Source organism: Tardiphaga sp. 172_B4_N1_3, assembly GCF_052076035.1.
In the GTDB taxonomy this organism is placed as follows: Bacteria; Pseudomonadota; Alphaproteobacteria; order Rhizobiales; family Xanthobacteraceae; genus Tardiphaga; species Tardiphaga robiniae.
Genome location: NZ_CP197238.1, coordinates 6,053,511 through 6,073,348 on the forward strand (window position 1 = coordinate 6,053,511; position 19,838 = coordinate 6,073,348).

18 protein-coding genes are annotated in these 19,838 nt (G+C 63.0%); 7 read left to right on the forward strand and 11 right to left on the reverse strand.

Annotated elements, in window-relative coordinates:
* Positions 1 to 39: 39 nt before the first annotated feature.
* The 5 genes from AB7783_RS28540 to AB7783_RS28560 form a co-directional block, all read right to left on the reverse strand.
* Complete coding sequence (locus AB7783_RS28540; protein WP_441279484.1) at positions 40 to 939, reverse strand: NAD(P)/FAD-dependent oxidoreductase; 900 nt, start codon at positions 937 to 939, stop codon at positions 40 to 42.
* Positions 936 to 1,403, reverse strand: a complete 468-nt coding sequence (locus tag AB7783_RS28545; RefSeq protein WP_093759472.1) for an RrF2 family transcriptional regulator — start codon at positions 1,401 to 1,403, stop codon at positions 936 to 938. The genes AB7783_RS28540 and AB7783_RS28545 overlap by 4 nt, the downstream gene beginning before the upstream one ends.
* Positions 1,404 to 1,632: 229 nt before the next feature.
* Positions 1,633 to 2,844 (reverse strand): acyl-CoA dehydrogenase, encoded by a 1,212-nt coding sequence (locus AB7783_RS28550; protein WP_441279485.1) that lies wholly within the window; start codon positions 2,842 to 2,844, stop codon positions 1,633 to 1,635.
* A gap of 138 nt (positions 2,845 to 2,982) precedes the next feature.
* A complete protein-coding gene (gene ribB / locus AB7783_RS28555; RefSeq protein ID WP_441279486.1) occupies positions 2,983 to 4,059 on the reverse strand; it encodes a 3,4-dihydroxy-2-butanone-4-phosphate synthase in 1,077 nt (358 codons plus the stop codon).
* A 249-nt stretch (positions 4,060 to 4,308) separates the two neighbouring features.
* Positions 4,309 to 6,036, reverse strand: coding sequence for a cation:proton antiporter (locus tag AB7783_RS28560; protein WP_441279487.1), 1,728 nt, complete (start codon positions 6,034 to 6,036; stop codon positions 4,309 to 4,311).
* A 154-nt stretch (positions 6,037 to 6,190) separates the two neighbouring features.
* Here AB7783_RS28560 and AB7783_RS28565 point away from each other — a divergent pair, with 154 nt between their 5' ends.
* Positions 6,191 to 7,432, forward strand: coding sequence for a PLP-dependent aminotransferase family protein (locus AB7783_RS28565; protein WP_441279488.1), 1,242 nt, complete (start codon positions 6,191 to 6,193; stop codon positions 7,430 to 7,432).
* A 24-nt stretch (positions 7,433 to 7,456) separates the two neighbouring features.
* Here AB7783_RS28565 and AB7783_RS28570 read toward each other — a convergent pair whose 3' ends face one another.
* On the reverse strand, positions 7,457 to 8,302 hold the full coding sequence (locus tag AB7783_RS28570; protein WP_441279489.1) for a DUF1499 domain-containing protein: 846 nt from the start codon (positions 8,300 to 8,302) through the stop codon (positions 7,457 to 7,459).
* Positions 8,303 to 8,578: 276 nt separating this feature from the next.
* On the opposite strand from AB7783_RS28570, the gene AB7783_RS28575 reads away from it, so the two are divergent.
* Positions 8,579 to 10,189 carry an acyl-CoA synthetase gene (locus tag AB7783_RS28575; RefSeq protein WP_441279490.1) on the forward strand — a complete coding sequence of 537 codons (1,611 nt, stop codon included), beginning with the start codon at positions 8,579 to 8,581 and terminating at the stop codon, positions 10,187 to 10,189.
* A 211-nt stretch (positions 10,190 to 10,400) separates the two neighbouring features.
* On the opposite strand, the gene AB7783_RS28580 is transcribed toward AB7783_RS28575, so the two are convergent.
* Positions 10,401 to 10,922: an SRPBCC family protein gene (locus AB7783_RS28580; protein WP_441279491.1), complete on the reverse strand. Its 522-nt coding sequence runs from the start codon at positions 10,920 to 10,922 to the stop codon at positions 10,401 to 10,403.
* 217 nt (positions 10,923 to 11,139) lie between these two features.
* Between AB7783_RS28580 and AB7783_RS28585 the strand changes: the two genes are divergently transcribed.
* Together AB7783_RS28585 and AB7783_RS28590 are read left to right on the forward strand one after the other, a co-directional pair.
* Positions 11,140 to 11,757, forward strand: coding sequence for a LysE family translocator (locus AB7783_RS28585; protein ID WP_175368816.1), 618 nt, complete (start codon positions 11,140 to 11,142; stop codon positions 11,755 to 11,757).
* Between the two features lie 80 nt (positions 11,758 to 11,837).
* The gene (locus tag AB7783_RS28590; protein WP_441279492.1) at positions 11,838 to 12,812 is read left to right on the forward strand and encodes a DUF3592 domain-containing protein; all 975 of its coding nucleotides are present in this window, start codon (positions 11,838 to 11,840) and stop codon (positions 12,810 to 12,812) included.
* A gap of 48 nt (positions 12,813 to 12,860) precedes the next feature.
* Here the strand turns inward: AB7783_RS28590 and AB7783_RS28595 are convergent, their stop codons facing one another.
* A complete protein-coding gene (locus AB7783_RS28595; protein ID WP_441279493.1) occupies positions 12,861 to 13,664 on the reverse strand; it encodes an N-formylglutamate amidohydrolase in 804 nt (267 codons plus the stop codon).
* Between the two features lie 126 nt (positions 13,665 to 13,790).
* Here AB7783_RS28595 and AB7783_RS28600 point away from each other — a divergent pair, with 126 nt between their 5' ends.
* The gene (locus tag AB7783_RS28600) at positions 13,791 to 14,699 is read left to right on the forward strand and encodes a transglutaminase family protein (protein ID WP_320447733.1); all 909 of its coding nucleotides are present in this window, start codon (positions 13,791 to 13,793) and stop codon (positions 14,697 to 14,699) included.
* A gap of 8 nt (positions 14,700 to 14,707) precedes the next feature.
* Positions 14,708 to 15,103: a gamma-glutamylcyclotransferase family protein gene (locus AB7783_RS28605; protein ID WP_441279494.1), complete on the forward strand. Its 396-nt coding sequence runs from the start codon at positions 14,708 to 14,710 to the stop codon at positions 15,101 to 15,103.
* On the opposite strand, the gene AB7783_RS28610 is transcribed toward AB7783_RS28605, so the two are convergent.
* The 3 genes from AB7783_RS28610 to AB7783_RS28620 form a co-directional block, all read right to left on the reverse strand.
* Positions 15,100 to 16,317: an MFS transporter gene (locus AB7783_RS28610; protein ID WP_441279495.1), complete on the reverse strand. Its 1,218-nt coding sequence runs from the start codon at positions 16,315 to 16,317 to the stop codon at positions 15,100 to 15,102. The two genes, AB7783_RS28605 and AB7783_RS28610, sit on opposite strands and share 4 nt — an antisense overlap.
* Positions 16,318 to 16,463: 146 nt before the next feature.
* Positions 16,464 to 16,742, reverse strand: a complete 279-nt coding sequence (locus AB7783_RS28615; RefSeq protein WP_441279496.1) for a DUF6881 domain-containing protein — start codon at positions 16,740 to 16,742, stop codon at positions 16,464 to 16,466.
* A complete protein-coding gene (locus tag AB7783_RS28620) occupies positions 16,739 to 17,287 on the reverse strand; it encodes a chlorite dismutase family protein (RefSeq protein WP_441279497.1) in 549 nt (182 codons plus the stop codon). The genes AB7783_RS28615 and AB7783_RS28620 overlap by 4 nt, the downstream gene beginning before the upstream one ends.
* A gap of 380 nt (positions 17,288 to 17,667) precedes the next feature.
* On the opposite strand from AB7783_RS28620, the gene dnaG reads away from it, so the two are divergent.
* Complete coding sequence (dnaG, locus tag AB7783_RS28625) at positions 17,668 to 19,686, forward strand: DNA primase (RefSeq protein WP_441279498.1); 2,019 nt, start codon at positions 17,668 to 17,670, stop codon at positions 19,684 to 19,686.
* Positions 19,687 to 19,838: the final 152 nt, after the last annotated feature.

Sequence of the window (19,838 nt, forward strand, 5' to 3'; positions counted from 1 at the left end):
GCCCGGGCATGACGAACTCTGGAAGCACAGATCTGGAAGCTACGCGTGCCCTGTCCCGAACATCAGCGACCGATGCGCGCCGACCCCGGCCATCGCGCCATCGCCCACCGCAAGCGCCACGGAGCCCGTCGCGCGCGCCATGTCACCGCAGGCGAACACGCCGGGCACCGTGGTTTCCTTGAACATGTCGGTCTGCAGGAACGGTCCCATCGGCCCTTCTTCCAGGGCACAGCCAAGCTGTGCGCCGAGCGGCGACGCCGGACTGGTGCGCGTTAGCGTGAACATGCCATCGAGCGGAATGATGCGGCCATCCGTGAGTTCGACATCGATGGATGCGCCTGACAATTGTCTGATCGGTTCACGCTCGACGGTGACACCGCGCTGCATCAGTTGCATGAGCTGGTCCGCGTCCGGCGTGAACGCGCCATTGAGGAACAGCGTCGTCGATCCCCAGTCCGGCAGCATCAAGGCGTGATGCATCGACATCTCCGATGACGCCAGCACGCCGATACGGCCCTGGTCGAGTTCGTAGCCGTGGCAATACGGGCAGTGAAACACGTGCTTGCCCCAGCGCTCGGCGAGGCCGGGGACATCCGGCAGTGCATCGACGACGCCGGCGGCGAGAATGATACGCCTGGCTTGATAGCGCGCGCCGCTCTCGGCGTTGATCGTGAAATTGTCAGCTTTGCCTTCACCCGTCGAGGCTTTCGCATCGACCCATTCGACAGTGGGATATTTCATCAATTGCGCGCGGGCGTCTGCTGCGATTGCGCCGGGCGCGCGGCCATCTTGGCCGAGAAAGCCATGCGAGTGTTCAGCGAAGCGATTACGGCGCTGGCCGGAATCCATCACCAGGACCGTGCGGCGCGCACGCGCCAATTGCAGCGCTGCGGAGAGGCCGGCATAGCTGCCGCCGATGACAATGGCATCGAAACTCATTTTGTCTTCCTTGAAATCTTGCTCTGAATTTTGCTGCGATGATCCTCCGCCCGCGCGTGAAAATCCGCGGCGAGCTGCGCCAGCGTGACATCCGCAAGGCGGCCGATCAGCACGGCTTCCGCTTCCGCGAAGGCCGATGTGAGCGAGTGATTGACGGCCTGCTCGACGAGGCAGGTCGGGCTTTCCAGATGAATACCCATGGCCATCAGGCTGGGCTTGCCCAGCGCGTCATAGATGTCCTTCAGCGTCACGGTTGCGAGGTCGCGCGCGATCTCCCAGCCGCCGCCATGGCCCTTTTCGGAACGCACGAGGCCCGCTTCGCGCAGTCCCGCCATGGTGCGGCGGACGACCACTGCATTGGTGGTCATGCACATGGCCAGTTCGGCGGAGGTCATCGGGCGGTTCTGCTCGGCCATGTGCAGCAGCGCATGCAGCGTGGCCGAGAGGCGGTTGTCTCGTCTCATGTAACTTATGATGATACATGATAGAGCGGGCGTCAACCCTCTGTCATTCCGGGGCGGGACCGAGCCCGGAATCTCGACATGGGAGTCTCCGTAGCCAAACACTCCGGGATTCCAGGTTCGCGTCCGGCAAGAGCCGGCCACGCCCCGGAATGACGGAAGTATGGCCAAATAAAAAATGCCCGGCGCGAGGCCGGGCATTTCGAAGCGGTTGATTTAAAGCGCGAGCGGCTTAACCGAAGGCCTGGATGCCCGTGATGGCGCGGCCGAGGATCAGCGCGTGCACGTCGTGGGTGCCTTCATAGGTGTTCACGGTCTCCAGGTTCTGCGCATGGCGCATCACATGGTATTCGGCCTGGATGCCGTTGCCGCCGTGCATGTCGCGGGCCATGCGGGCGATATCCAGCGACTTGCCGCAATTGTTGCGCTTGACCACCGAGATCATGTCCGGATGGAAATTGCCTTCGTCCATCAGGCGGCCGACGCGGAGCGAGCCCTGCAGGCCGAGCGAGATTTCGGTCAGCATGTCGGCAAGCTTCTTCTGCACCAATTGGGTGGCCGCGAGCGGGCGGTTGAACTGCTTGCGGTCCAGCGTGTACTGGCGGGCGCGGGCCATGCAGTCCTCGGCGGCGCCGAGCACGCCCCAGGAGATGCCGTAGCGGGCGCGGTTGAGGCAGCCGAACGGACCCTTCAGGCCCGACACGTTGGGCAGCAGATTCTCTTCCGGCACGATCACGCCGTCCATGACGATTTCGCCGGTGATCGAAGCGCGCAGCGAGAGCTTGCCGCCAATCTTCGGCGCCGTGAGACCCTTCATGCCCTTCTCGAGGATGAAGCCGCGGATCTGGTTGTCATGCGCGGCGGACTTCGCCCAGACCACGAACACGTCGGCGATCGGCGCATTCGAGATCCACATCTTGGAGCCGGAGAGCTTGTAGCCGTCCGACACCTTTTCGGCGCGGGTCTTCATGCCGCCGGGATCGGAGCCGGCATCGGGCTCGGTCAGGCCGAAGCAGCCGACCCACTCGCCGGTGGCGAGCTTGGGCAGGTACTTCTTGCGCTGGTTCTCGTCGCCGTAAGCGTAGATCGGATACATCACCAGCGACGACTGCACCGAGTTCATCGAGCGGTAGCCCGAGTCGACGCGCTCGATTTCGCGGGCCACGAGGCCGTACGCGACATAGCTGGCATTGGCGCAGCCATAGTCTTCCGGCAGCGTGATGCCGATCAGGCCGAGCTCGCCCATCTCGTTGAAGATTTCGCGGTCGGTATGCTCATTGAGATAAGCGTCGTTGACGCGCGGCAGCAGCTTGTCCTGGGCGTAAGCGCGCGCGGTGTCGCGGATCATGCGCTCGTCTTCGGTGAGCTGGCTATCGAGCAGGAATGCATCGTCCCACTGAAAATTCGCAGCAGGCTTGTCCTTACCCTTGGGGGCAACGCTCATCGAAATCCCTTTCATATCGTGGCTGATTTGGCGCAGGCTTTTTGGTTTCCTTGCCTGCGCATCTACGTCTCACAAAGGCCATTGCTGCCGGAAGCGGCTCTGGCCCATGTGGAATGCAGCATTTTAGGTCTTCGACCTTTAGCCTTCAAGCTGTTCGTTGCAGGCGATCTCGATACCGAAACCCGACAGGCCCTTGTAGTCATGGGTCGACGAGGTCAGGTGGCGGATCGAGGTGACGCCGAGATCGCGCAGGATCTGCGCGCCGACGCCGATTTCACGCCACTGCCGGTTGCGGTCGGCTTCCGCCGACTTCGGCGCATCGAGCGGCTCGACGGGCACACCCGCGGCGCCGTCGCGCAGATAGACCAGCACGCCGCTGCCGTTCTTCTTGAAGCGTTCCAGCACGGTCTGCATCTTCGCCGGCCCGAAGAATACGTCGCGGACGATGTTCGGCTTGTGGAAGCGCGTCAGCACATTCTTGCCGTCGCCGACGCTGCCATAGACGAAGGCGACGTGGTGGATCGGATCGAACGGCGAGCGATAGGAATAGCCGTGCAGCGGGCCGATCGGACTGTCGGTGGTGAAGGTCGAGACGCGCTCGATCAGCTTCTCGCGGGCCTGACGATAGGCGATCATGTCAGCGATCGTGACATGCTTGAGCTTGTGCTTGGCTGCGAAGTCGACGACCTGCTGGCCCTTCATCACCGAACCATCGTCGTTCATCAATTCGCTGATGACGCCGACGGGCGCGAGATTGGCCAGCTTGCAGAGATCGACGGCGGCTTCGGTATGGCCGGAGCGCATCAGCACGCCGCCCTCCCTAGCGATCAGCGGGAAGATATGACCGGGACGGGCGAAGTCATTGGCGCCGGCATTCGGATTGGCCAGTGCGCGGCAGCAGGAGGCGCGCTCATCGGCTGAAATACCGGTACCGCCATCGGGCTTGTAGTCGATGGAGACGGTAAAGGCGGTGGTGTGGTTGCTATCGTTGTTGACGACCATCGGATCGAGCCGCAACCGGCGCGCATCCTCGGTGGTGATCGGCGCGCAGACGATGCCGGAGGTGTGCCGAATGATGAAGGCCATCTTTTCGGCGGTACAGAACGACGCGGCGACGATGAGGTCGCCTTCGCCCTCGCGGTCGTCATCGTCGGTCACCACGACCATTTCGCCGGCGGCAAAGGCTTGCAGAACGTCTGAAATCGGGTCGGCCATAAAATTCGCCTCGGATGCACTCTTGCTCTGTGTGAAGTCCATATGGCGCAGAGCGGGGGGCGGTGCAACCCGCGGAAATGGGGGGCGGTATGCGGGTTCGCAGTGCGGAATGGGGAGTTTGCCTTCTCCCCGCTTGCGAAGCATGATCGGGTCGGATGAGGGGGACGTTCCACGAACTGATGAGTGGATGGAAAGTCCCCCTCACCCGCCGCGAAGACGCGGCGACCTCTCCCCGCAAGCGGGGGGAGGTTAGGGCAGCACTTCCCTTCGCTCCGCCAGTTGCGCGTCCATTTCGGCGCGTTTGGCGTCGAGCAGGCCCTGATCGGCGGCCTCGATCACCTCATACAGCGCATGGGCGTCGCTGAGCCGGGGCACGGTGACGTAGTCGGCGCCGGCCGCGTAAATATCGCTCACGTCGCCGAGCACGTCCGCCGTCGAGATGATCTTGGCGTTCGGGTTGATCGAGCGGACATGGCGGACCAGCTTCTCGTTATTCGCGCCCTTCAGGAGCGAGTCCGGCACGCTGAGAATGATGATCTCGGCCTTGCCGACGCCGGCATGGACCAGCGTGTCGACATTGCTGATGTCGCCATAGATCACGTGCTGGCCGCGCCCGACCAAAGTGCGGAAGACGTTCGGATTGAAGTCGACGACGCTGATCTGGTCGAGCAGCGACGTGTTCTGGCGCTCGATCTCGGCGAGCAGGGCAGAGGCTGTGCGGAAGAAGCCGAGAATGACGATGCGGCGAGCGTCGCCATGGCCCTCGGCATGATCGCCCTCGCGGCCCTGGCCGTGATCGAGGTCGCGCAGCCCGATGCGCTTCATCGGGCCGATCAAGAGGCGCGTGATCTGGTCGCTGCGCATCATCGCGAAGGTGGAGAGGACCGCCAGGATCACGAAGGCAAAGGACGCCGCGCTGGAGGTCTGCGTTGTGATATGGCCGGCGGCAATTCCCGTTTGCAGCACCACCAGCGAGAATTCGCTGATCTGCGCCAGATTGAGCGCCGGCAGCAGGCTGGCGCGCAGGCCCTGCTTCATCAGATACAGCGGCGTGAAGGTCGTGAGCATACGGCTGATCACGGTGAACACGGCGATGATCAGTGCAAGGCCGATAGTGGCGCCGTTCGGGATCGGGATCGTCATGCCGACGGCGACGAAGAACAGCGTGATGAAGAAATCCCGCAGCGTCGTCACCTTGGCAGTGACGTCCAGCGCGTAGGGGAAGGTCGATAGCGATACGCCGGCCACCAGCGATCCCATCTCGCGCGACAGATGCAGCCGTTCGGCGATTTCGCCGATCAGGAAGCACCAGGCCAGCGCACCCAGCAGCACCAGCTCCGGCCGCCGCGCGATCTGGTGGAACAGCGCCGGCAGCACATAGCGGCTCAGGATCAGCGCGGTGGCGACCAGCACGCCGACGCGGGCGATCGACAGCGCGACAACGCTGACCTGCAGATCGGCGAGGCTCGGCTGCACGGCCAGAAACAGGATCGCGAAAATGTCCTGCAGCACCAGGATGCCGAGCGTGATGCGGCCGGGCAGGGTGTCGAGCTCGCGCTTCTCGTAGAGCACCTTGACGATGACCACCGTGGAGGAGAGCGCACAGGCGACGCTGAGATACAGCGCGTCGAACCCGCCGCCGCCGAGCTTGAGCCCGAGCGCCATGAAGAAGGCGGCGCCGAGCACGCAGCCTGCGATCAACTGGCCGCCCGCGGCGAACAGGATGACCTTGCCGGCGCGGATGATCTTCTTCAGATCGATCTCGAGACCGATCATGAACAGCATGAAGATCAGGCCGAGTTCGGAGATCGTGCTGATGGATTCGTCCGACTTGACCCAGCCGATGCCGAATGGCCCAATGATGAAGCCGGCAATCAAATAAGCAAGAATCAACGGCTGACGGGTGAAATGCGCAATAAGCCCGATGCCCCACGCAAACAGGATACACAGCGTGATATCGCGGATTAAGTCGTGCATGCCCCTGCCGGAAAAGCCTTACATTTCGGCGGCACTCTAATGGTGCGCCGCGTGAGGGCAAAGGGGTAATATCCGGCATTCGGCGCGCGATACACGCGGGGGGCGGTCCAACGAGGCAGCCTTCATCATAAAAAGCTTCAGGGAGACGACGTTCATGACCACTGCACGGTTCGACTACGCGCCATTGCTGCCTCCGGGCCTGCCCGCGGCTGCGGCAAAATGGACCGGTCTCGCCAAATACAGCTTCGTCGGCGGGAACAACGATATGGACCAGGTGCCGGTGGAGGGTCTGACTGCCGCCGCCAATGCCGTCATGCTGCGCGAGGGACACATGCTGGCAACCTACGGTCTGGCGAGCGGTCCGCAGGGCTATCTGCCGCTGCGGGATTTCATCGCCGGCAAGCTGAAGCGCGACGCAAGCATCGATTGTACGGCTGATGACATCCTGGTCGTCTCCGGTTCGCTGCAGGCGCTCGACCTCGTCAATCACAGCCTGCTGGCCAAGGGCGACACCGTCATCATCGAGCGCGATTGCTATCAAGGCTCCATCAACCGGCTCACCCGTCTCGGCGTCAATATCGTCGGTATCCCCTTAGATGACGACGGCATGCGGATGGACGCGCTGGCCACGGCGTTGGAAGATCTGAAGGCGAAGGGCATCCGGCCGAAATATATCTATACGATCCCGACCGTGCAGAACCCGACCGCCACCATCATGCCGGAAAGCCGTCGCCGTGAGCTGCTGGCGCTGTCGGCCAGATATGGCGTCCCCATCTTTGAGGACGATTGCTATGCCGACCTGATCTGGAACGGCGAGCGTCCGCCGGCGATTCACGCGATGGATAAGACCGGCAGCGTGATCCATATCGGCTCGTTCTCCAAGTCGATCGCGCCTGCTCTCCGTGTCGGCTACATCGTCGCGCCCTGGGAGATCATGTCACGCATGCTGGCGCTGAAGACCGATGCCGGCTCCGGCGCCCTGGAGCAGATGGTCCTCGCCGAATATTGCGTGCCGCATTTCGCTAATCATGTGCTGAAGGCAACACGCGGGTTGCGCGCCAAGCTGGAGACGCTGATGGATGCGCTCAACGAACAGTTCGGCACGGCGGCGGAATTCGACGAACCCAAAGGCGGCATCTTCCTGTGGGTGAAACTGCCCGCCAATGTCGATGCGATGAAGCTCTATCAGGCCGCGCTCAAGGCCGGCGTGTCGATAAATCCCGGCCCGGAGTGGTCTGTCGACAAGGCCTATGCGCACAGCCACATTCGCATCTGCTTTGCCAGCCCCACGCATGACGAAATCCGCGAAGGGATCGCGGTTCTCGCTGATGTCTGCCGGCAGGAGTTCGGTGTGCCAGAGCGGATCGCGAATGTGGAGAAACGTGCGCGGGGGTGAATTCTCGTTGAGGAGGGCAGCGGCCTATTTCTTCGCGCCCTTTGCCGCAGCCTTCGCCGGCGTCGCGGCCTTCTTGGGCGCCGGCGCGCTGTCGACAGCGGTGTTGATGTCGTCGATCAGCTTGGTGATGCGCGCGGCGTTGCTGCCGAGGTCGCCTTCGAAATAGCGCGACGACGAGCGGATATCGACGCGTGAGCCTTCGCCGTCGGGTGTGAACCGGATCGAGACGTCCTCGCGAAAACCCATGATAGGGGTGCGCGCCACCGCCTCGATGCGGCCAATGCGGCGCGGGGGCTGCGGCGGACGCTCGTCGATGACGATCCACTTGCGCTTTTCGACCAAGGCGCGCGTCACGTCATAGGCGCGTTGTACAGGCACCTCCAGCTCCACCGGCTCGATATCCGGATAGGCCGTGCGCTGCTGCTCCGCGGAGTAGAGGCCGGAATAGACCGCTGAATTGGTGCCGTTGCCGGTCCGCAGCCGCGCCAGCGCCTCGAAGCGCGGCGGGTCGACGGGGTCGGTGGTGATGTCGTGGATCTTCGGCAGCTTGCGATACTGGTACGCAAGGTAGCCGGGATACGCCAGGATCACGACGTCGAGCATCAGCGCCACCATGATCACGCTCATGCCGCGCGAGCCGTTCTGCCAGATCGCGGCAAAGCCGGCGAGGGCCACCAGGATCGACAGGCCGGCAAAGCCCAACGCCCCGAAGAAGGTCATCAGCGCCGGTTTCACTTCGAGGAACCCGAAGCGAACGATGATGATCGAGGTGATGGCGGCAATGGCGGCGAAAACCGCGAGGCGCCGCGCCCACAGCGCCAGGCTGGATACTGGCTCCGACTGGTAGGCGGCCGAAAACCTGCGTGCCATGGGGAATTTCTGCCGGATTGAGCTTGCGAAGGCGCCGATAGCGCCGGGTTCCGAATAGGGTGCTTGAGACCATGCCGGGCCGGGAATTTCAAGGCACTTTGGCGGACGGCGGCTATCGTTTAGAGTTCTTTTGCCTTGAACTTCATAATGGATCCACAAGCGATCCCTCATCCTGAGGAGCGGTCTCTTCGACCGCGTCTCGAAGGATGTGCAAAACAATCATGGTTCGAGACGCGCGCAAGAGCGCGCTCCTCTCCATGAGGGCAGGGAGTGCCGATGCTGGTCGAAACCACGGATTATGAGACGCTCGCCCGCAATTTCCGCTGGGACGTGCCGGAGCGATTCAATATCGCGACGGTGGCCTGCGACCGTCATGCCGACGGTAGCGGGCGGCTGGCGCTGATCTATGTAGACGAGGACCGCGGCACGCATCGTTTCTCCTTCGACGAGATGCAGGCTTTCTCGCGCAGCTTCGCCAATGTGCTGAAGGCGGACGGCCTGCAGCGCGGCGACCGCATTGCGGTGTTTTTGTCCCAATCGGTGGAATTGCCGGTGGCGCATCTCGCGGCGTTCCGGTCCGGGCTGGTGTCGGTGCCGCTGTTCACGCTGTTCGGCGAGGACGCGCTGGAATTCCGCCTTGCCAATTCCGGAGCCAAGGCCATCGTCACCGACGCGGGGGGCTGGGACAAGTTGTCGAAAATCCGCGAGCGGCTGCCTCATTTACAAGATATCTATGTCACGGACAGTGCGCCGCATGCCGGCGCCAAACCGTTCTGGTCGGCGATCGAGGCGGCGTCCGAAGACTTCACCACGGTCGATACGTCCTGCGACGATCCCGCGATCATCATCTACACCTCGGGCACGACGGGAAATCCCAAGGGCGCGCTGCATGCGCATCGCGTGCTGCTTGGCCATCTGCCCAATGTGGAGATGGTGCACGGTTTCTTCCCCAAGCCCGGCGACGTCTACTGGACGCCGGCCGACTGGGCGTGGATCGGCGGGCTGTTCGATGCATTGTTTCCTGCCTGGTATCACGGCGTGCCGATCGTCGGCTATCGCGCCAGGAAATTCGAACCTGACGCCGCGATGCAGCTGATGGCCGACCACAAGATACGCAATGTGTTCCTGCCGCCGACGGCGCTGAAGCTGATGCGGCAGGCAAACGTCAAACATGATGGCGTGAAGCTGCGCAGCATGCTCACCGGCGGCGAGTCGCTCGGTTCGGAATTGCTCGACTGGGTGCGCAATACATTCGGCATCGACGCGCATGAGATCTACGGCCAGACCGAATGCAATCTCGTGGTTGGCAACAATGCCGATCTGTTTTCGATCCGGCCGGGCTCCATGGGTAAGCCGACGCCGGGCTTCGATGTGCGTATCGTCAATGAGCAGGGCGAAGAACTGCCGCGCGGCGAGCGCGGCATTGTTGGTATCAGACAGCCCAATCCCTGCACCATGCTCGGCTATTGGCAGAACCCCGAAGGCACCGCGAAGAAATTCGCCGGCGAATTTCTGCTGACCGGCGATCTGGGCATCCAGGATGATGATGGTTACTTCTGGTATGTGTCACGCGAGGACGACGTGATCACATCAGCCGGCTATCGCATCGGCCCGTCGGAGATCGAGCACACGCTGCTGAAGCATCCCGCGGTCGCACTGTCGGCGGTGGTCGGCATTCCCGACCCGATCCGCACCGAGGCAGTGAAAGCGTGGATCGTGCTGCGTCCGGGCTTTGAACCGAGTGACAAGCTGGCGCGCGAGCTGCAGGATTTCGTCAAATCGCAACTCGCGGCGCATGAATATCCGCGCCATGTGCAGTTCGCGGAGTCGCTGCCGATGACGGCGACGGGCAAGGTGCTCAGGCGGGAATTGCGGGCGCTGGGGTAGCTCTTAACCTCTCCCCGCCCTTCGCGGGGAGAGGTCGCCGCGTCTTCGCGGCGGGTGAGGGGCAGGGCACACAGTTCGTACCAACCACGCCACTCTCGAATCTCACCGACCCGAGAGTGAAGCTTCGTGAGGGCGACGTACCCCAGCCCCTCACCCCACCCCTCTCCCCGCAAATGCGGGGAGAGGGAGCGCACGGCCATCGCCTTGCCGCTCACATCCCAGGCACCTTGATCCCCATCTCCTTCAGCGCTGCCAGCAACTTCAGCGGCGGCTCCATCTGGATTGCGGGGACCTCGCCCGTTTCCAGCAAACTCTTCAGGCTCGACAGGATCGCCGGCCAGCCTGCGCGTCCGCCGGACAGTATGTCGTCGCTGAGTTCGCGGTCATGCGCCTGCGTCATGGTCAGCTTCACCGTCTCGCCTGATGGCGCGAGATCATAGGTGACGAGTGTCGAGCCGAGCGCTTCGACAAGTCCGGGCCAGTTCACGTCCCATGTGATCGTCAGTTTGCGCGGCGGATCGTGTTCTATCACCTCGCCCGAAACATGCAGCGATCCATCCGGCGCGAGCACCTTGAACGCGCCGCCGATCTTCTGTTCGAGCTCGACCGCGAAGCCGGAGAAATACTGCCGGCTGAACTCCGCGGAGGTCAGCGCCTGCCACACTTTTTCGGGCGTGGCGGCGATATAGATCGTGTAGACGATCGCGGGCCGGAACCTGTTGATATCGATCATGGCCGTTGCTCCATGCGTGCAGTGACAGGCAACCAGATGGCGCCCTGCCGGGCAAGTGTGTTTTGCTGCGAGCAATACGAGTGCTAGTGTTAAGACAACACACCGTCGTCATGCCCGGCCTTGTGCCGGGCATCCACGTCTTGGCCTGCAATAAGGGCGTGGATGGCCGGGACAAGCCCGGCCATGACGTAGATAAAATCGGAATAGGAGCGTGCCGATGTCGCTGCAAGTCTATCTCGCTTTCGTCGTCGCCTGCATTGCGCTGGCGCTGCTCCCCGGGCCGAACGTCACGCTGGTGATCGCCAATGGGCTGCGCTACGGCACGCGCGCGGCGATGATCAGCATCGCAGGCACGCAAGCAGGGCTTGCCGTGGTCATCGGCATCGTCGCGCTTGGGCTGGCGACGCTGATGGCCACCATGGGCTACTGGTTCGACTGGGTACGCTTTGCCGGCGCCGCCTATCTGGTGTGGCTCGGCATCAAGATGGTCCGCGCGCCGGTCGAGGGTATCGATGCGGATACGCCGCCGGCGCCGCCGCGTGGCGGCTTCTTCCTGCAGGGCATGATGGTGCTGCTCAGCAATCCGAAAGTGCTGGTGTTCTTCGGCGCCTTCATTCCGCAATTCGTTGATATGGAGAAGAACCACATCCTGCAGGTCGGAATCCTTGGTGCGACTTTCATGGTGACGGCCGCGCTCACCGATATCGTCTATGCGGTGGCCGCGGGCCGTGCGCGACAATTCTTCTCGGCACGGCGGACGCGGTTGCTGTCGCGGATCTCCGGCGGCTTCATGATCGGCGGCGGGGTCTGGCTGGCGCTGACCCGAGCGCGGTGAATCTTTTGTCGCGCTGAACCTTTCGCCGCATCGTCACGTCAAACTTCGGGGCGCGCCGCGCCGTGCCATGAGGTTTCGCCGTGCCCGACATTCCCTGGTTCGTCTATGCCATGCTGCTGGCGCCGTTTGGCCTGATCCTGGTCGCCGCCGGCACTAAATATCTGCAGGTCCGCGCTGCCAGCGACTGGCCGTCCACCTTCGGCAAGGTGATCGTCTCGACGTCCGAAGTGCGCGACGTCAAGGTGCTCGACGACACCCGCGAGGAGCGCAAGCGCACCGAGCAGCGCAACTTTGCGAATATCGTCTACGAATACACCGTTAGCGGACAGAAGCTCACCAACAACCGCGTCAGTATCGGCGAGGACCGCGGCAATTTTGAAGTCGCCGAGACAATCGCGCGCTATCCGGTCGGCACCGCGGTGATGGTGTATTACAATCCGCGACACCCGCGCGACGCCGTGCTCGATCGCGAGATGCCGAAGGGCATTGGCGGCTGCCTGGGCATCGCCGCCGTCATCGTGCTGGCGATCGTGGTCGGCGGCATCTTTGGCGGCGTCCGCATCAACGAATTCATCGCAGAGCATCTTGCCGATCCGAAGCGATCGCCGATTGTGACGGCGCTCTGCGGGTTCGGCTTCCTCGTTGCCTTGTTCGGCCTGGCGCTACACCGGCAGGGATCTCTGGCCAAGAAGTGGCCGGTGGTGCCCGGCATCGTCAAACTGGGCGCGCCCGAGACCTATGTGAGCCGTGACAGCGACACCGGTCGTAGTGGGCCGGTGATGCAGACCCGGAACGTGCAATACAACTATCGCTTCAAGCACGTCGCCTATATCGGATCCGCCGGCAGCTTGAGCACGAGCAACCCGAACCCGCCGCAATGGCAGTTGCGGCTGTTCGGGATGGACTACAAGAACGGTGACGCGGTGAAGGTCTTCGTCAATCCGGACAATCCGTCTGACTCGACGCTGAGCCCTGGTGGCCGCGCGGCGTATTTCCTGTGGGCGGTTGCGGCGGGATTTGTGGTGGTGGCTTATTTCATCGGGACGCACGGCTAGGCACCTCACGCCGCGCAGGCGCATTGGCAGCTACGCCGGCATCAAAGGCTACAGATGCGACGCGCGCGGCGTGATCAGCGTCGCCTCGATCTCCGTAAAAATGCGCGTCAGCCGCTCCGCCCACTCGGTCTGGCCGCTTGGGTCGGTGATCAGATCCTGCCGGATCTCGATGCCCGTATTCATCAGTCCGCGCTTCTCGCCATGCACGGGAATTGTGTAGTCGGTGGCATCGGACACCGCATAGGGTTCGTTGTCGCCCGCTACCAGATCGGCTTCGGCGCGCAACAGCTGCAGCAGCAACGGTGGCAGTTTGCTGTCGTGCTGATAGAGCGTGCCGATATGCCAGGGGCGGGGAATGCCGGCATAGATAGGCGTGAAACTGTGCAGCGACACCAGCACTGTCGGCTGGCCCTTTGCCAGCCTTGCATCGATCACCTCGTCGATGCGCCGGTGATACGGATCGAAGATCAGCTCGCGCCGGCGCGCCTTCGCATCGGACGTGAGACCGTCATTGCCGGGCACGGTGGTCGCCTCGCTGATCAGCGGAATCGCGCTCACGGCGTCCGGCGGGCGGTTGCAGTCGATGACGAGCCGCGAATAGCGCTGGGCCACGAGATGCGCATCGAGCGCCCGAGCCATCTGCTCGGCCACGCCGGCGATGCCGACATCCCAGGCGATGTGGCGGACGAGCTCGCTTTCTGGCAGGCCGAGATCGCCGAGCATCTCGGGAATCAGCCGGCCGTAGTGATCGCAGGTCAGCAGAAAAGGAGAGTGTCCGGCGGTATTGAGTTCCAGAACGGGCGGAACCTCCTGGGGGCCGAGACGTAGGGATGTGTCTTGATTGCTATCCAAGGCTCTGTCCAAAATTCTGTCCAAGGCTTTTTCCCGATATTGCCTAACGATGCGGCATCCCGGCCTGTGATTCTGCAGGCTTCCGTATAAATTACACGGGACAAATCACGCATGAACGAACCATTGATGCCCTTGCTCACGATTCATCACAAGACCGAATATCGCTATGCGCATCCCGTCGCATTCGGCGAACACCGGATCATGCTGCGGCCGCGCGATGGCCATGATCTGCGCATGCTCAATGGCAAGCTCGAGATCACGCCCGAGCCGGCGTCGCTGCGCTGGATCCATGACGTGTTCGGCAATTCGGTAGCTATCGCCACTTTCGATGAGCACGCGCGCAAACTCACCTTCGTCTCCACCGCAACCATCGAACATCTGCCATCGGATGAGTTCGCGCTGACCGCTGATGACAAGGCCTATTTCTATCCGTTCCTCTATGACGCCGAGGAGCTGCCCGATCTGCAGGAATTCATCCGGCCGCAATATGGCGATCCCGATGGCGAACTCGCCGCATGGGCGCGCGGATTTCTCGATCCGCAGGGCCGCACGCCGAGCGTCAATATTCTGACCGGCATGACGCTCGGCATCCGCAAGCAGTTCGCCTATCGCAAGCGCTACGAGCACGGCACCCAGCATCCGCTCGATACGCTGCAGACCAAATCCGGCACCTGCCGCGATTTCGCGCTGTTCATGATCGAGGCGCTGCGCCGGCTCGGTATCGCCGCGCGTTTCGTGTCGGGCTATCTGTTCATCCATGGCGACCGCGAGCACAATTATGTGGGCGGTGGCTCGACCCATGCCTGGGTGCAGGTCTATCTGCCGGCCGCAGGCTGGATCGAATTCGACCCGACCAATGGCATCATCGGCAGCAAGGATCTCATTCGCGTCGCGGTGGCGCGCGATCCGCGCCAGGCGGTGCCGCTGCACGGCACCTATATGGGCTCGGCCGATGCATTTCTCGGCATGGATGTGAGTATCAATGTGGTGTCCGCGGGCGACGATGTCGCCGCGGCGCTGGCCGAGAAAGTCTAGCTCCCGTCATGCCCGATCGCGTTTTCGTCTACGGCACATTGATGCGCGGTTTCGATCATCCGATGTCGAAGCTGCTCTCGTCCGGCGCGGATTTCCTCGGCGAGGCCTCGTGCCGTGGCAGGCTCTATATGATCGCGCATTATCCCGGCCTGCTGCACTCCGACGATCCCGGGGACATCGTGTTCGGCGAGCTGTTCCGGCTGCGCAAGCCGAACGAGTTGATGGCGGCGCTCGATGACTATGAGAGCGTCGGCCCGGATCATCCGCAGCCGGCGCTGTATCTGCGTGAACGGATCGCTGTGACGCTCGCCGATGGCAGCGTGAGCGAAGCCTGGACCTATATCTACAACAAGCCAGTCGATGAGACGACGCGCATCATGTCGGGCCGCTTCCTGGCGCCTTAGGCAACCTTCTTCCGGCTCGCCACTTCCAGCCCGAACAAAGCCAGCGCAATCAGCGATGCACCGATGCCGATCAGTGCGATCATCGACGTGCCGCCTGATGCCACTGCAAATCCGCTGAAGCCCGAACCGATCGCGCCGCCGAAAAACGCGCAAGCGAGAAACAGCGCGTTGAGCCGGCTGCGGATATGGCCGGCGAGGGCATAGATCGCGCGTTGTCCGGCAACGACATTACCCTGCGTGCCGGCATCGATCAGGATGCCCGCGATCACGAACAGCGTCACGGCAGTCGCGCCGCCGGTGTGGCCGCCGATCCAGGTCAGCACAAAGCTCACCAGCACCAGCAGCATGGCCGTGACGGTGACGAGATCGCCGCGGCCGCTATCGGCGAGGCGTCCCGCAAGCGGCGCCACCAGTGCGCCGCCTGCGCCGGACAGCAGGAAGGCCGACATGGCGATATGGCCGAACGAAAATGGCGGCTGCTCCAGCACCAGCGGCATCGCCGTCCAGAACAGGCTGAAGGATCCATAGAGCAGGCATTGATAGGCCGAGCGCTGCTGCAGCACCCGCGTGGTCAGCATCAGGTCCCACAGCGAGTGGATCAGCGTCGCATAGGTCAGTTCATGCTTCGGTTGCCGGCGTGGCAGCGCGATCACCATCAGTGCGAATACGCCGCACATCAGCGCCGCGGACATCACGAACACCGCGCGCCAGCCGAACGAACCGGCCACCATGGTGGCCAGTGGCCGCGACAGCAGGATGCCGAACAGTAGCCCGCTCATCACGGTGCCGACGATCTGCCCGCGCCGTTGCTCGGGCGCCAGATGCGCCACGACCGGCAGGATCATCTGTGTGCCCACGGCGGCGATACCCAGCAGCAAGGTCGAGGCGATGAAGATCGCTGCAGTGGGGGCGGCTGCGGCGATCAGCAAGCTCACGATCAGGCTGCCCAGTGTGATCAGGATCAGCCGTTTGTTCTCGACGAGATCGCCGAGCGGCACCAGGAACAGCAGGCCCAGCACATAGCCGAACATCACCATGGTGAGCATGATGCCGGCCGATGACAGGTCGAGGCCGAAGCTCTCGCTGATCGGCCCCACCAGCGGCTGCGCGTAATAGATATTGGCGACGGTGACGCCGCAGGCGACGGCAAAGGAAAAAATCAGCCAGCCGCCGGGACCGGAGTCGCGGGCGAGATGTTCGGACGATGAGGACATGGAGGCTTTCAGGCGGGCGGGGCGGTGGGAGAGATATGGCGCATGTGATGCCATGCCAGAAGTGCGGCGTCTTGAATGGGAGCCATGCAGGTTGGATGTTTGTTGCCAAAGATGGAGGCGATCAGGCGCGTTTTGATGCGCTTTGCCTATGTTACCTTCGCCTGCGCCCACACGGTCTCGAACTCTGCGGCAGGAATAATCATCGGCTCGAATTCGGCCTGAGCAGCGATCGCTTCGAGCGAAGGCAACGGCTCGACACTGAGACGTGTGTGACCAGAGCTTCCCTCTCGATCGGCAAAGTCCATGCGCCCGTCGGCGTAATACTCGACCTTGCGAATTTCCCGCAACTCGTGATCGAGTTCGCTATAGAGCAATACCGGCTGATCCTCGAAGGAGTGCTCCCACTTCACTTTGAGGTATTTCATCGCACCACCCGCACATCGACCTCGCGTTCCACATAGCTCCACTCTTCCGTCTCGCGCAGGCCGCCGACGAGATCCTCGAATTCCTGCGCGTGCTCCGGCGCATATTCGAACCAGGTGAGGAAATCGAAGGGCTCGCCGAGATCGCGGGAATGGTAGAGCTGCCGCGCGATGGCGGGTAGGTATTTCAGGCTGTCGGCAATGTGGCGGGATTTGTCCTCGAAAATCCGGCGCCGCTCGTTCTGGGTCATGTCCCACCAGGCTGCGTTCTTCCTGATGGGGATCAGTGCGCCATGGGTTGCCTCGGCGCGGCCGAGCCCGGCCTGCGCGGCGACCAGTGCGATCTTCTCGGTACGTTCGACATAGCGGACATGACTGGCTACGCCGGCGAGACGCCATGATGTCTGCGAGGGCAGCAGCGGCAGTGAGATGGCATCGGCATGGGTGATGGACAGCGCCGCAACGGGTTTCAGCGCCTCGCCCTTGACGGGCGAGATCGAGATCACCTGCCATGCACCGGTATTTCCGCCGCGGAATGTCGTGAACATGGGATATGTGATCGTGGAACCGGTGCGAGTTCAAGCAAATTGACACAAACTCGTCATTCCGGGGCGCGCGCGGCGACAGCCGCACGCGAACCTCAGCCATTCCAATTATCCCGAGATGTTCATCGTCGCTCGCTTCCCGGTGTCCAGTCGCGATGAACACACCGGGATTCCGGGTTCGCCCGCGCGAAGTTGCGCGTGCGCCCCGGAATGACGAGCTTTATTTTCGCCTGTGAATAGCGGGCGCAAGAACCGCAGGTTCAAATCTGCTCCCGGAAAACCTATATCCATGGTCGGCTGGGCCAAGGCTCATGGGCTAAGCCCAAAAGGCTCACATCCGAGCCCGCAACACTTACCTAACCCGATCGCACGATAACGGCCCCATGCGCTTCACGCCCCAATTCCTCGACGATCTGCGCGCCCGGCTTCCGGTTTCGGAAGTCGTGAGCAAGCGCGTCAAGTTGAAGAAGGCAGGGCGGGAGTGGAAGGGCCTGTCGCCGTTCCAGCAGGAGAAGTCGCCGTCGTTTTTCGTCAATGACGAGAAGGGATTTTACCACGATTTCTCGTCGGGCAAGCACGGCGACATCATCAATTTCGTGATGGAGACCGACGGCGCCAGTTTCGTCGAGGCGGTCGAGCGGCTGGCGCAGATGGCCGGCGTGGCGCTGCCGGCGGCGACGCCGGATGCGGCGCGGCATGAGCAGCGCCGCAAGACGCTGTATGACGTGATGGATCTCGCCGCAAAATTCTTCGCCGACACGCTGGTGGGGCGCGAGGGCGCCCGCGCGCGCGGCTATCTCGCCGATCGCGGTATCACGCCCGCGGTGCAGCTCCAGTTCCGCATGGGCTTCGCATCCGAAGATCGGTTCGCGCTGAAGGAATATCTCGGCGCCGCCGGCGTGCCCGTGCCCGACATGGTCGAGGCCGGATTGCTGATCGGCGGCGAAGACATCCCGGTGCCCTATGATCGCTTCCGCGACCGCGTGATGTTTCCGATTTCGGACGTGCGCGGACGCATCATCGCCTTTGGTGGCCGCGCGCTGAAGAAGGATGCGCCGGCAAAATATCTGAACTCGCCGGAAACCCCGCTGTTTCACAAGGGCGACAATCTCTACAACCTGCCGATGGCGCGGAAGGCCGCGCATGACGGCGCGCCGCTCGTCGTAGTCGAAGGCTATGTCGACGTCATCGCCATGGTGGGGGTCGGCTTTCCCGGCGCGGTCGCGCCGCTCGGCACGGCGCTGACCGAGAACCAGTTGCAATTGCTGTGGCGGATGGCCGACGAGCCCATCCTGTGTTTCGACGGCGACAAGGCCGGGCAGAAAGCGGCATGGCGCGCGGCGGAGCTGGCGCTGCCGCATCTCAAGCCCGGCAAGAGTTTGCGCTTTGCGCTGCTGCCCGAGGGGCAGGACCCCGACGACCTCGCGCGCTCCGGCGGCCGCGCGGCGATCGAGGACGTGATGGCGGCGGCGGGCACGCTGTCGGATCTGATCTGGGCGCGGGAGATCGCCGGCGGCACATTCGCGACGCCGGAGCGCCGTGCGGCGCTGGAGGCGCGCATCAACGAATTGTCGAACGGCATCCGCGACGATGTCGTGAAGAAATACTACCGCCAGGACATGACCGAGCGGCTGCAGCGCGCCTTCGGCACCGGCCCGCGAAACTATGGCGGCAACAACGGCGGCCGCGGTGGCTTTCAGCAGGGTGGCGGAGGCGGCGGTTTTGCGCGCAGTCCGCGTCCGTTTACCCCCGGTCCAGCCGGGCGAATCAGTGGCGGCGGGCGGGGCGGGGCCAATGCCGGGCCCCAGACCATCCAGCGCGGGCCCTATCAGGTGGTCAGTCCACAGCTTGCGACGTCGTCGATCATGCGCGGCCAGCGCAGCGCCATTTCGAGGCGCGAGGCGCTGATCGTGCAGTCGCTGATCAACCATCCCTGGCTGCTGCATGACCGGCTGGAGGAGGTGGCGGCGTTGGAACTCGCCCATCCCGAGATGCACCGGTTGCGCGCCGGGATCATCGCGGCCTTTGCCCATGAGCATCATCACGGCGATGAGGCCGAGCAAAGTGAACAAATGCGTTCAGATCTGGTTAAAGCCGGATATTCAGAGCAATTACAGCATGTTGAGCAGGCAGTTACCACCCAGGCGGTGTGGGCGGCGCGGCCTGGTGCGGCCCGCGAGGATGTTCTTTCCACCTGGACGCAGCTCGTTGCCTTGCATCGCCAGTGGCACTCATTACTTAGGGAGCTTAAAGACGCGGAGCTTGCTCTGGGCGCAGAAGCGAGCGAAACGAACTACGGCTGGTTGCGCGATGTGAAGGCCCGGTTGGCTGAGGTCGACGGGATCGAGGCGCTGATCGAGGGGTTCGGAGAATCCTCGGGGCGGTTCCAGCGCAGTTCGTAAGACAACTTTGCTGCGGATGGTGCCCGGGCAAACCGCGAAAAGACTCGCCAAACCCATGGTTTGGCTGCAAAAACAGGGTTAATCCGGGCTTAAGGCTCTCCACGTTAAGGGTCTGGGCTTAAGTAGTGAAAACCGCGAAGACGACGTCGGGG

Coding starts and splice junctions, on each gene's coding strand:
- AB7783_RS28540 (WP_441279484.1), bottom strand. CDS start 939: ATGAGTTTCGATGCCATTGTCATCGGCGGCAGCTATGCCGGCCTCTCC.
- AB7783_RS28545 (WP_093759472.1), bottom strand. CDS start 1,403: ATGAGACGAGACAACCGCCTCTCGGCCACGCTGCATGCGCTGCTGCAC.
- AB7783_RS28550 (WP_441279485.1), bottom strand. CDS start 2,844: ATGAGCGTTGCCCCCAAGGGTAAGGACAAGCCTGCTGCGAATTTTCAG.
- ribB (WP_441279486.1), bottom strand. CDS start 4,059: ATGGCCGACCCGATTTCAGACGTTCTGCAAGCCTTTGCCGCCGGCGAA.
- AB7783_RS28560 (WP_441279487.1), bottom strand. CDS start 6,036: ATGCACGACTTAATCCGCGATATCACGCTGTGTATCCTGTTTGCGTGG.
- AB7783_RS28565 (WP_441279488.1), top strand. CDS start 6,191: ATGACCACTGCACGGTTCGACTACGCGCCATTGCTGCCTCCGGGCCTG.
- AB7783_RS28570 (WP_441279489.1), bottom strand. CDS start 8,302: ATGGCACGCAGGTTTTCGGCCGCCTACCAGTCGGAGCCAGTATCCAGC.
- AB7783_RS28575 (WP_441279490.1), top strand. CDS start 8,579: ATGCTGGTCGAAACCACGGATTATGAGACGCTCGCCCGCAATTTCCGC.
- AB7783_RS28580 (WP_441279491.1), bottom strand. CDS start 10,922: ATGATCGATATCAACAGGTTCCGGCCCGCGATCGTCTACACGATCTAT.
- AB7783_RS28585 (WP_175368816.1), top strand. CDS start 11,140: ATGTCGCTGCAAGTCTATCTCGCTTTCGTCGTCGCCTGCATTGCGCTG.
- AB7783_RS28600 (WP_320447733.1), top strand. CDS start 13,791: ATGCCCTTGCTCACGATTCATCACAAGACCGAATATCGCTATGCGCAT.
- AB7783_RS28605 (WP_441279494.1), top strand. CDS start 14,708: ATGCCCGATCGCGTTTTCGTCTACGGCACATTGATGCGCGGTTTCGAT.
- AB7783_RS28610 (WP_441279495.1), bottom strand. CDS start 16,317: ATGTCCTCATCGTCCGAACATCTCGCCCGCGACTCCGGTCCCGGCGGC.
- AB7783_RS28615 (WP_441279496.1), bottom strand. CDS start 16,742: ATGAAATACCTCAAAGTGAAGTGGGAGCACTCCTTCGAGGATCAGCCG.
- AB7783_RS28620 (WP_441279497.1), bottom strand. CDS start 17,287: ATGTTCACGACATTCCGCGGCGGAAATACCGGTGCATGGCAGGTGATC.
- dnaG (WP_441279498.1), top strand. CDS start 17,668: ATGCGCTTCACGCCCCAATTCCTCGACGATCTGCGCGCCCGGCTTCCG.